The sequence below is a fragment of the Hyunsoonleella ulvae genome (assembly GCF_016827605.1).
GTDB classification, from domain to species: domain Bacteria; phylum Bacteroidota; class Bacteroidia; order Flavobacteriales; family Flavobacteriaceae; genus Jejuia; species Jejuia ulvae.
In genome coordinates this window covers 68,494-81,801 of sequence record NZ_JAEPJQ010000005.1, presented here as the reverse complement: position 1 = coordinate 81,801, position 13,308 = coordinate 68,494, and the positions used below count along the sequence as shown (strand labels likewise).

Annotated in this window: 5 protein-coding genes; all 5 read right to left on the bottom strand. The window is 32.3% G+C overall.

The annotated features are described in order from the left end of the window. Positions 1-460: 460 nt before the first annotated feature. From JS605_RS13210 to JS605_RS13190, 5 genes are read right to left on the bottom strand one after another with little or no spacing between them, the layout of a single operon-like run. Positions 461-721: a hypothetical protein gene (locus tag JS605_RS13210; protein WP_203258196.1), complete on the bottom strand. Its 261-nt coding sequence runs from the start codon at positions 719-721 to the stop codon at positions 461-463. Beyond that, entirely contained in the window at positions 705-1,166 is a 462-nt protein-coding gene (locus JS605_RS13205; protein ID WP_203258195.1) for a hypothetical protein, read from the bottom strand. Before JS605_RS13205 ends, JS605_RS13210 begins: the two co-directional genes overlap by 17 nt. Then, on the bottom strand, positions 1,163-11,278 hold the full coding sequence (locus JS605_RS13200; RefSeq protein ID WP_203258194.1) for an RHS repeat-associated core domain-containing protein: 10,116 nt from the start codon (positions 11,276-11,278) through the stop codon (positions 1,163-1,165). The genes JS605_RS13205 and JS605_RS13200 overlap by 4 nt, the downstream gene beginning before the upstream one ends. Before the next feature lie 7 nt (positions 11,279-11,285). Continuing rightward, positions 11,286-12,017: a hypothetical protein gene (locus tag JS605_RS13195; RefSeq protein ID WP_203258193.1), complete on the bottom strand. Its 732-nt coding sequence runs from the start codon at positions 12,015-12,017 to the stop codon at positions 11,286-11,288. Continuing rightward, a complete protein-coding gene (locus tag JS605_RS13190; protein WP_203258192.1) occupies positions 12,014-13,279 on the bottom strand; it encodes a hypothetical protein in 1,266 nt (421 codons plus the stop codon). The genes JS605_RS13195 and JS605_RS13190 overlap by 4 nt, the downstream gene beginning before the upstream one ends. Positions 13,280-13,308: the final 29 nt, after the last annotated feature.

Genomic DNA, 13,308 nt, shown 5'->3' with positions numbered 1-13,308 from the left:
ATATACAAATTATTAAATTCTCATTATTTCTTAACACATAAATCATACCTAAAACGCCATGCTTTTCATCGGATGATGAAATTCCAGCTTTTTCTGTAAATTATCAATACTTTTAAAATGATATCGCTTTATACTGATTACGTACCTGTAGCCATCTAATACTATGCTTAACGTCATCCCAATTTCTTTACCCATATTGCTACATCACTATATTTTGAAACACTTAATATAGGAAAACTAACAGTTGTTACCTTAAAACTAAAAAAGCCTTTACGTTGCCGTAAAAGCTTTTCTTTTTTTCTTCTCACTCTTGCCTCCACTAGCAAATGCTAGCGGTAGCCGTAACTACAAACTAGGACCATCAGGGGTATGCCATGGCATACCAATTATCACTTAATTATTTATATTTTAAAATATTCCGCACACTACATTATACTTCTACCGCCTTTACCAATCAAAATTATTTTAATTTACTTTTTGAAATACTATCATTGCTATTTTTGATAGTTTCTTTTGTCATCTGATTAAACTTCTCAATCTCGAAAATCAAACTATCTATTTTTTCTGCCCTATCAATACTTTGCATCTCAATTTCCATCTTTAGATTCTCCAATTTTTCAGTATTCTCTGCTTCAATAATATCTTCAGAGGTTTTTGCCTTTTCAACATCTGTACAGCTAATTAAAAAAAACAATAATATAAAACTAAAATAGTTCGTCATCTTCTTCGGTGTAATAGTCAATATATTTTTCATAATTAATATTTAAATCATTTAGAAAATTTTCAAAAAAGGATTCTACTAAGTCAAAAGCAATTTCAACTTTTAACAATTCTAATATATCTTTTAAATTTATCAACAAATTTTCCATGAAAAAAATTGTTATTTCTTTAGAAGATATTCCTTTTTTAATAATTCCATTAAAAATTGAAAAAGTAACAATCTTATTTCTTTTATCAATATCAGGACCTTTTAACAATATGTCTTTAATAGGTTTTGAATGAGATAAATTTAAGCTTAAAATCCAATCTTTATACTTAGGATTTGCAATAATGATTTCTTTTTCAAAAACATTATTAAACCTTTCATGAAATAAAAGACCTATTTGATATGGAAATTCATATTCTAAATCTGAATCTACTAAAATTGACATCAATGATGCTTTCATATTTTCTTTCGTTTTGCTTTCTTCTTTCTCTCTGCTGCTTTTCTTTCCAATACATTACCTTTAGGGAAGGTCTTAAACTTTTTAACGTATTTCCTTACTGTTTTAGCTTCTATTTCCTTAATCTTCTTTGTTGTTATATTCTTCCTATTAAAAATTACCTTACCAGTTATAAGTTTTCCGGGGAATTTCTTTTTTAACTTATTAATTTGTGACTGAAGTCTTCTTGGTAAACCAGTGGAACTCATATTTGTCATATCAGCTTTCCCATACTTAAAGGTCTTTCCATTAACTTTAATCTCATAAACCCCTTGATGTCCTTTATACTTATTATTATTCTTATGAAGGCTATTATTAGTATTTGTAGCTTGAGATTTGGTTGTGGATGCGTTTGGGATTCTTCTATAAATCTCATAACCGCCATCTTCGGTTTCAAAAACAAGTTCTTCTGCTACATCACTATCTAAAAATTCTGCTAATGTTTTATTAATTTCATTGTAATAAGAATATAACCTCTCATACTCGTCTATGCGTTCTTCAGTTATAGAAACTACGTTATCGTACATTTCTTGAAGCTTTTCATCTGTAAAAGTATAAATAGCCTCGTTAATCCAAGATGATAAATTGTTTCTTTCAAAAAAGCCTAATGCCTGACGTTTCTGATTTACCAAATCCAACTCAGCATTCATAGCTTCGATTGTTTTTGTCCCATCTTCAATAACACTAGCTATATTTGATAACATCTCGCTCAATACAGTTATGTAAAGCAAGCCTTGATAAACTGTAATTGCTGGCTCAGGGTCATCTCCTAATCTATCAATATAATACATTGGGTTGTTAGAAAAAGCCACATAAGGACTTTCAAAAGGCTTGTAAACAGGGTCTATAGAAAGCCATCTTCCTATTCTTGGGTCATACTGTCTCCATTCAGTGGTGTAACTATTACCGCTTCCTTTAACTTCATCATCTTTTTCAAAACCATTAAATCCATAACGATAGTCGTCAGATTGTCCACTTCTACCCGGTAGGGCTTGACCGAAGGGATAGTAATCATTATATGAAAGAACGTCTGATGTAAATATACCATTTTTTAATAATTTACGATCGCTTATTACACTTAAAACATTGCCTAAGTGGTTACTTAGTTCGTAACGTTTATCTCCAATAGTATTGTTATATGTGTGTGCAACTAAAGTAGGGGTCTCTGTATATTGTTGTATCCCTAATCTTGAGCTACCGTATATATGATGTTCTGATAATTCTAAACCTACAATTTCAGTTACAGGTGGAATATTAATGTTTTGATTAATCTGTAAAAGTGCTTCTGCTCCTGACTCTATATGTGTTTCTGGTTTTAAAGTAATAGAATTACCAGCTTCTACAGTAATATTTCCATTTGGAGCAGTAACCGTAAATGTTCCGTTTCCGCCAAAGATAATATCTTGATTGGCTTGGTAAGTTTCTGTCCCCGAAATAATTCCTGATGGAATATTTGCTGTAGTAGAATTAGATACTTCCACAAGCCCTTTATTATAAACAGCCATTACATTGCCTTGGGCATCACGTATGTAATAGGTATGTGTGGCATCACTGGTATTACCTAAAGGTATATGTGTCTTTGATATGCGGTTACCTAAGCCATCATATTCAAAACTTGTTATGGTACCATCATCTTTTGTAATGCTTTCTACCTTACCATCTACACGCCAGTTTATGTTCGTAATCCCTTCTTGTTCATCACTTATAAGTTGCCCTATTGCATCGTATTGGTAATTGGCATTATTGAACTCTCCGGATTGGGTATCGAAAACACCTGTGGATTGTCCGCCATCAATATCTATATCTTCAAAGGTATTTGCAGCTACTGTATCGTCTACACTGTACAAGCGGTTGTTACGTAATGTGGAATTTTGAGTTAATTGATTGGAGTTATAGTTATAAGATAAACGATCCATTGGAGTTCCGTTAGCATCACGCTCTAAACTTGTGAGGTTACCATTTTTGTCATATGTATAATTGGATGCATAAACTAAATTGCTGTTTGCTATATTGTATGACTGCATGGTTTTTATACGATTTAACTGATCGTAAGTGTAATTGTTTTGCAGTACACTTAAGGCATCTTCATTTAAATCAATTAAACTAGTAACCATTGTTTTTATGTTACCATTGTACAAGTTATTTGGATTTTGGTTTGAGGACTCAGCTACTGTAAAAGGCGTAGTTCCTGCAACATTAGTATAGTCTCCACTAAAATAGTTTAACGAGAACCCAAAAGCATCTTTTGCTGTAAGTGTACCATCATCATTGCCCATATCATTAACACCTGCATTTTCTCCATTTACTCCTTTTAACCAGCCTTGTATGGTGTAAGCATAATCTATACCTTGTACTTGCTGTTCCCCTAGCACAGTACGAGCTAATGGTCCATACTCATAATACTGATAAGAAGCATCTGTTTCCCAAAGGACACCATCTCTGGAAGTTTGTACTGCTGTTATCCTATTATCTGCATCATATTGATAACGATGTATAAATTGATCTGGTTGATCTTTTTGATAAATAACTTGGTTAACATTACCGCTTATTAGATCGTACTCGTACTCTGTAGTTTTTAAAGTTTTTTGTGCACTTGGATCTCCAAGATACACGTAATACCCCATTTTTTTTACATTACCGTGAATGTCATAATCATAAAAAATAGCATTATTACAATCTAATCCAGAACTTGAGTCTTCAATGTAAATCACAGAGGTTACTCTATTTCGTGTATTTGTTGATTGATTAAAACCTAAACTTTGTGCTAGCGATGATGTGGTTGTATAGGTAGTTTTTGTAATTTGCTTTCTGTCCAGAAACTGAGGAAAGCTATTTTCAATATTAGCAGGATTGTATACGCCATTTACCAATCTGTACAATTTTCCATCATCACCAATTGCCCTCTTATAAGTGTTGTTTCCTGGATTTTGAATGGTAACCGGGTCAAAGACTTCTCCAGCTTCTATTATTCTACCTAGTTCATCATATTGGGTATAACTAAAGAAATTGCCAAAACCTACTTCAGGATTTCCTTTGATTTGTTTTGCATTTTGTGAAGCAATAATTCTACCTAATTCATCATAAGCAAAACGCGTTTCTCCACCATCTGGTGTACTTTGCCATACTAATTGGTTTAAAGAATTATAACGGTATTGTGTTTTAAATGTATGTTCTGGTTGATCTCCATTAGCTATTTCACTGGCGTTTAGTTTATCTACACCTTCTGGTGCTACGGTTTGTACCAGATTACCTGCTTGATCGTAATAGTATAATGTGTATTGGTATTCTTTATCAGAATATGATGCTGTTAGTGTCTCTTCTACATTTGTAATACCTTGTTTTATATACTCTCTTTTAAACTCCTCCTTTAGTTCATTAAGATAGCTTTCATAGGCTTCTTGTTTATAAGCTTCAGAAATACTTAGTCTAAAGCTTTCGCACGGATTTACTGGAGGAGTTTCAATTACAAATGTTTGTTTTGGTTGCATTGGTACTGGTGGACAAACAAAGTTATTTACCATATAAATGGTATTAACATAATCGTTCCAATAAATATCTTCTTCATTATCTGTTTCTGAGTGACCACCAGTATATGACACATAGGCGGCTACTACAGTATCTATCATATCGTATCCGTAATTTAGATTTGTATCTCCAAATTCAGCAATAGTAAGGTAGTATTTATCGTAAGTTGATGTAATGTTTAACGCTTCAATATATGCTATATAAGAATCTACTAAATACGCATAATTAAATGCCCTAAAGAATTCAAGAGTTTCATCATCATTGGGATCTGTTGTTGTTAATTTTGGTAAACTTGAGAAATATAAGTTGTTTATTTTGGTAGATTCTGGATCTGCATCTGAATTAAATGCTAAAAAGTTTATAAAATCGTTATATTTTTCATCAGAGCTTATTGGTGCTACTGTTTGAGGTATACAGTCCGCTAAGCAATTAGTATTAGAGCTAGATACATTAGAATTATCGATGGTTTTAGTAACCTTTATTCCATCAATACCTATATAGGATTTTGGCGTTCCTAAATTTGCTTTAAGACCTGCAAAATATAAATCATGTATAGAATCAGTTGCTACAAAAGTATGTTCTACATATTCCCACCTCTTAGCTCCAGAAGCAAAAGACATATTATCGCTAGTAGTTAAAGTTTGTTCATTAGGGCTATAACGATCTATAATTACCAACCATTTAGCAGGCGATAAACTAAGGTTAGAATTAGTAATAGCATGGTCTGAAAAACCTAAGTAAGTTTGATAGAATGATATCGTATAGGTTTCTCCAATCTCTAGATCGCGTACTTTTATATTTAATCCATCTGTTCCATTATCACTGTACTGAAAAGAAGCCATAAATGCACCACCATCAGGAGAGGGGTGTACATCTTCAGGAAAAAAACCATAATTAGGACTATCTATAGCTCCATATTGGTTGTGATTATAACAGCTAGTATCGTTAATAGCAGCATTTGAATAACCTATAGAAGGAAGACGTATTTCGAATGATGAACTAATTGATGATGTAGTCCAATCGGCATTTGGTAAAGTAAAACCAGTATTGTTAATGTCATAGTTACACACATTAGCAATCTCATTTTCATTAACCCAACTGAAAGATCCCAGCCCATTAATTAAATCTTGCCCTATTATATCAGAACTTCTCTCTGCAAATACAACAAATTGGTTTAAATGACCTGTTGCAGAATCTTGATGATCTAGTTGTAAAATAAATCCAGCATCATTGTATTCGGAATAGAGAGGATGGGGAGCGGGTATATCTCCCATAAATTTTATTTTTGTTTTAAGAAAATATAATCCATAGTTATCAATTTGATTCCAATGTGTCTCTAGTTGATCACTAAATTTTAGACCTGTACCATGTATTGGGTCTGTAATCCAGCTATTTTCATTAGTATTCATTTCTACTAAACCAAGAGAAGAAAATGCATTACCAGTACCTTCATTAAAATCAAATTCAACAAGTGGATCGTAATCATACGATAAATTATACATTTCAAAATCAAAAGGATAATACGCATTCCAAGATATGCGATTACGTGCACCTGCATGTACAAAACCATGAATATCCATGTTTTCTAAAAAAGAGATAGCCAATTTGCCATTTTCTCTTGTAAACTCCTCTCCATTAAGAAATAGTGTAAAATTAAAATCTTCAGGATTAGTAGAATTAAAAAAATTATCATAACCACTTCCTGCATCAAAATCTATATCAATAATTTCATTCAATCCAAATGAAATCCCCAATGGTTTTACTGTAACATCTTTGTAATACAACCTGTTACCCAGTGTGCCATCTCCGGTAATACCTCCATTGCTAATTTGTTTTCTAAAAGTAAAAGTTGGTACTAATTGAGGCCCTTCATCATCTTCTGGACAACAGGAATAATTTAGCCCTGGAGATATCCCTCCTCCTAAAAGACCAACACCAGTATCGTTATATATATTTCCTAATTCATCAGAGGCATAGATACTTATTTGATCTGAAGCTCCCTCATTAATAGTTATATATTCAAATGTGTGATCATTAGCAATATCTATGGATTCTGCATTAAAGGTAAACGTTATATTTCCTGAAACTTCTACAGTATAGGATGAAGAACTAAAACTCCAAGTAGCTGTATGATTCTCTGTAAAATCGTTAAAAAACTCTGGTAAAATACTGTTTATATAAGCAGGGTATTGATTTAAACTTATGTTAGTACCATTAATTGTATTATTTTGATTAAGAACATTTAAAAGTTTTACAAAGTCTCTCTTAAATTTGGCTTTTCTTGTACATCCAAACTTACTCTCAGGATTTGAGACATTGGTATCTATAACCTCACCAATGGTATCTCCATCATCAAAAGTAGAACACTCTCCGATAGCTGTACAAGTAGTTCCAGTTAAAACAATTTCTTTGAGTTCCGTTCCATCCTGAATACGTGCTAATATTTGAAATCCATAATTAGTATTACCGTTACTAAAATCAGATAAATCGTTATCATAATAAAGATTAGATAATCCTATTATATGCCAACCTGTACCTATTGTGGGATTATAGTTACTCCAACTTAAACTTGAAGAAGCAGGTAATGTTAAAGTAACTGGATTAACACATGGCACAGCTATTTCAGGAATAGAAATACTAATTGAGCTACCATTAATATTTGAATTAATATTTATAGTACTGGTTTCATTAATAATACCTCCAAAAGCTTCATATAAATCTGAAGATAAGTATTGACCTGCATATACTCTATTTTGAGTAATATTAAGCTGAATACCAGATGAGTTTTTCTCTTCAACAAAACCACTTAGAAACGCCTCTAAATCTTGTAAAAGTGGACATTCTCCTGTTTGTAAATATACAGCCACCTCAGTATCTACTTCTGTGTTTTCGATTAGGTCGTCTATATCTAAAGAAGAATCATATCCAATATCAATTGGTACAAATTGTTTTGTTTTTTCTATATATAGGCTCGATTGTGTAATATCACAAAATTGTGGGGTTGTAATGTTATTTATGTAATTGGCAATGTTGTCTTTTTGAGCATAATCCCGAATTACATTGGTAAGGGTAGAAGCTCCTTCTACACCAATACAACCATTATAGCAACCTTCGTTTTTGGCATATACATTTATAAAAACATACTTAATCTTCTCTTTAAGTGACAAATAAAATGATCTATAGGTTTCCCATATTCTATCTTTTAACTTCTCATTACTTAAATTGTTTATTTCACTAAAGTTTGAAGGAGTATTACATGTTGTAATACCATTACACATTACTGTAATATATGCCATTTGCCACATGCTTACATTAGCATTACCATCATAGTTAGTTGTAATGGCTTCTGTCATAATACCTCGTCTCCAAGTTAATATATCATTAGTCTCGTAAGGTGTACCCAAGGTATTATGGAAATAAGGATCTTCATCATAAATATCATCTTCATTTGCAAATACACCAGCAGAAACTGCATCGGCAAAGGTTGTGATAGAATTTATATAGCTATCATAAGCATCTGTATCTAAATCGTTATATGTTAATGTACACAACTGTGTATTATACTCCAAATAACAATTTTCTGGATGGTATTCTATAAGCGATTCTGCCCAAGAGTCTTCCCAATAGGATAAAAAGTCTTCTACATATAAGAGATCTTGAGGTTGTACCCATAAATATTTTAAAGTACCATCCTCATTATTTACAGTACGTACTGTAACATCTGGTTGTATTTGTGGAATATAGCTTCCATCTGCATTTTGAATAACTTCTATTTTTGCTACATTTCCATAAGAATCAAAATAAGCATCAGGAGATCTCCAGTGTGTTCCACCAGAAACCCCATTTATAATTAACTGGTTTGCTTCATTAAATATGCTTAATGGGTCATTAATGGTAAGTATATCGTCTGTGTCATCACTGTCTTGAATGCTTCCATATTGTCCAAGAGGACTCATATCTTGCAATAACAATGCAGTGTTTACAGAACAGGAAGATAACACTGGGGTTACACTACAGCCTTCCAACTGCTCACATGCCTGATAAAGTAACTCCCACTCTCGATTAAAAGTTATTATTAAAATCTCTACTTCTTCTTGATTGATATCTTCCGTTCCGTTGTTATCATCATCAGATTGAGGAATTGTATCTACAGTATACCCAGTACTACTATTTCCTGTTATTACAAAATCACTCTTACTACCGTAGTAGCTTCTCAATTCATCTTCAATATATTCATTTTGTAATCCTAAATCATTTTTACACTCATCACAGGTAAGATCACAGCCTTCTATTTCTGCTTCAGGGGCAAAACCATCTGGATTAATGTAGCAACTTGAACTTGAATCTTTAAGTTGAGAAATATAATCATTAGCATAATTGTTTAAAACATTTTCATCAATAGTTAGATTTTTATACAACGTATAAGTTCCTGTATTTAGAAACACTTCACTTAAGTCTTGGACTGTAGATGGTGTATTTACAGGTATAGCCGTACCATCTAGACTTTCTGTACCTACTATAATATTATTCACTGTAGATGGTAATAACTCATTAGCACAATCATCTTTGAGACTTAAAGTAAGGTTGTATACAAATGGGTAAATGTGTGTTGAACAATATTGAGGGGTAAAAGGTGTATCATTCAAAATTTGATAATCTATATCATAACTAGAAGCATCTGAAGCAACTGCTATTTGTTTCGATACTTGTAGGCCATCACGTATGTTACCAAATCTGGAAGTTGCATATTTTATATTATTATCAAGATCAGTATCTGTATCGGATGCATTCTTCTTGTTTAAAACATCTAAGACTTGTGATGCCTGATTCTCACTAGTTATTGATTCTAGAGCAGGTGGATTATCTCCTGTTAATGCTGTAGCTATGGTTCTACCTTGTGGATCTATATAGCTTATGCTTACTTGGTTGTTAGGGTCTACAACCATATTTTTTTTATAGTGTAAAACATTACCAACATTACTCCCAAACAACCTCGTAAGTTCGGTCTGGGAAGGTGTACTATAATAGTACTTCATTTCATGACCAGAGCCTAATTGGTGTTCAGCACCTACACCGCCTTTTCTTCTTATCCTTCCAGTATTATCTGGCGTATATTCTATTTGAGAAAAGGGGAAATTTTCAGCATCAGGTACGTAGTCTTGAAATGTATTTGTTATATTATCTAAAACACCATAATATTTACTAGCCCCATTTTGAGTGGACATACCCAATTTATCTTTATCAATTTCACATTGTGAAGCATCAGCCGAGTCCCAATCAAAATTATTATGTGTATATAATTCATTATCTATATTTAAATTAAAATCTGGATAAAAATCTAGCCTATTGTCTCCAGCTGGTACTGGTAATACTTCTATTGCTGGACGTCCTTGATTATCATATATTACCTCACCCACAATAGCATTATTGTCACTATTAATTTTAGTTACGGTTTGCCTGTTTCGTAGTGTTCCATCAAAATAACTTACTACTTCTTTTTTCTTACCTTCTTCAGCATAACTTGCTTGAAACTGCCAATTCTTTTTATTTTCATGAGATGTTATTAACGTTTTATCGTTCCATTCACTAACATAGGTTTTAGATGTAATACCAGAGCTCCAATCTCCATAATTGTATTTTGTAGGATCTGATAAAAATTTACCAACTGCCCTAATGCGATATACAATATAGCCTTGAGAATATATTAAAGGTATTTGATAACTTAAGTTACTGGTATTTATTCTAGTACTGTTTCTTTCAAAATTACTATTTGATAGCTTAATATCTGTTGCATCCAATGGAGTTGGATTTTCGGGATCGCTACCATAATTATCAACCCATGTCCATTCCAGATCATAAGAAATTGCTCCCTCTATAGTTGTCCAACTTAAACCTAGGCAGTTACAGTTTACAGTTGTATTATTTTCATCAACATAAGTACCTAAAGTACTTGTAAAGCTTGTGGGTTGATTTGATTGAAAATAATAGCGTTCTGATTGAAACCCTGTTTCTAGATATATATTTGTTGGAGATGTACTCGTATTTATAGGCTGCGAAGTATCGCTCAAATTTTCAGTTGTAATACTTAGTACTTTTATTTTAATGCCGTTACTATTTGGAATTTGGTGTTGTGTTACATCAATATAATTGTTGCTAGGCCCAGAAGGGTTATATTCTACAGACAAGGCATCATCTCCATTTAATAGATAAGCAGTACCATCAGTACCATCAGACAAAATAGGTGTTATTTCTAAAGTTATCGTATACTTGTACCAGTAGGAAAAAGATGTATCATGATCCACTCCTAATTTTACGTATGAGACATCAGCCAAAGATACTTTGTCTTGGAGCGCAATTTCCGCATCTTCTTGACTTGATAGAAATGTACCCGATGCTACATTAGCATCTATTGATGCAGAATTGTAAGTTCCTGATACTTCATAAGTATAATCTTGACCATAGCTAATATTTTTTACAGCCAGTACTACAAGAAACGTACAGATATAATTTCTAAACATAGAGGAAGTTGTAAGTATTGATGTGATTTTCATGTGAACTCTAGTTTTTTGAAGCATTGATAAGTTGGTATGCTTCTAATTTTTTTGATGGATTTATTATATTCTGAGATATGTTTACATAATTATTTAGTATGAAAACATCTTGAGAATTGTTGATGCCTTTATTCGAGAAGTTAGTAAACATAATCTCTAGTCTAGGATTAGAGACAACATCTTTTCCATTTTTATCTTTTGATATGGAATGCTGCGCGAGATATACAACTTGTTTTTTTAATCTAAAACTATTCTTATCTACATATAGTACTAATTTAGTAAATGGAAGAAAGGTAACTTGTTTAGCAGTAATTTCGCATTTATACATTCCATTCTCTAATGCAATATTTGCTTCATTAAAATGTGCTAAATATTTTGTAAAATCTGTAATACTCTCAACCTCCTTAGCTGGCTCATTAATATATAGCATTGCTTTTTCATCATGATTAATCTTCACATATGCATTGGTAAACTGAATAAACTCTGTATTGTTTATTTTGGAGTAATATTGATTATTATCTCTTATAATTTTACCCGTAAAAAATTCTTTTGGAGTAGTGCTCGTAGAGTTCTCATACAACTTATATGTTACATTTAAGCTATACATATGCTCATCCTCGTAGGAGTGTTTTACTTTTTGAATCAAGCTTTGCACATCTAAATCTTCTTGTTGTGAAAAGCTAGTATGAGTAGCTAAACAACACATAGCAAATAATATAAATGTTAGTTTTTGTATCATGGCGTATTCAATTTAGAGTTTCCAGATCGTGTTTCTTGTATAGTATATATACCTCTCTCTGTTTCTTTTTTAACACGTACAAGACCACCTTCTTGGTCATATTCATAAAGTGTTGCATAATTGTTTTCGTCTAACTCTGCCATAAGGCGTTGCGTCATTGGGTCGTATACAAAACTCTTCATTGAACCATCTGCTCTATGAATACGTATGTCATCAAAATAAACTGGATTAGGGTTTACGTTATTATTTAACACGATATGTATATCTGTACTACCATTTGGAATTGAAAAAATTCCTTCTATACGTTGCCACCCATCAATAATGTGACCAGAAGGATAAAACTGAAAAGTATCTGTAGCATTATTAAAAGAGATATCTACATTGCTAGAATATGAGGTTTGTTGTATAGTGTGCTCTTCTTTTACCCATGCACTTAACACATAATTTCCTGGAGCAGGTTTAAAAGAACTGCTTTCTCTCTGCGTTACTCTAGCTGGTGCGTTACATTCTCCTTCTCTATATAGCTCAATATTATCTAATAACAAATAGTTGTCAACATAAAGTTCATCAGAAGTAGGTGAATTCATATTCTCTACTTTAAATTTTATATCGTAAGGTCCAGCACTAGGTATATAAAATTTTAAGAATGCTCTTTTCCAATTTCCTGTATTATCAATAAAATCGGTTGAATTTGGCATATATATACTTCTTTTTGTTACTCCATTTATTGTTACTGCCCACCTTGAAGAACTTACTGCTCCTAATTCATTAACCTTAGTAGCATTTAATTGAGAGAAAAAAAGGTAATAATAACCTTCTTCTATAAAATTTAATTCTTTATGAATACCACCTCCTGTTTTTGCTCCTAACATAGTGCCAGATCCAGCTAAATTAAGAGGGCTTTTGTAAGTGTCTTCTACGATATGAGGAGATATCAAGTAACCTCGATCTTGCCCTTTATATATCCCTGAATTACTGATAATCTTAATGTTTCCATTCCATGGAGTACTAATGATGTTGGCATAATTGCTAGATGTATTAAGTTGTAACCATCCTGATCCAGCTAAACTTATTGACAAATCTTGTTGACTAGTTTCATTGTAACCATGTGATCCTATGCTTAATTCAAAATTAGAACTATTTGTAGTGCTTGTCTCGTCGTTTTGATAGTTAGGTATTAAACTTTGGCACTGTTGAGAGTACAAAGAATAGTTGAATAACAAACAAAGGCTTCCTACTAATATTTTATGTAAAATTTTCATGCTCATCTTATGTGTTGATTAACTTATAA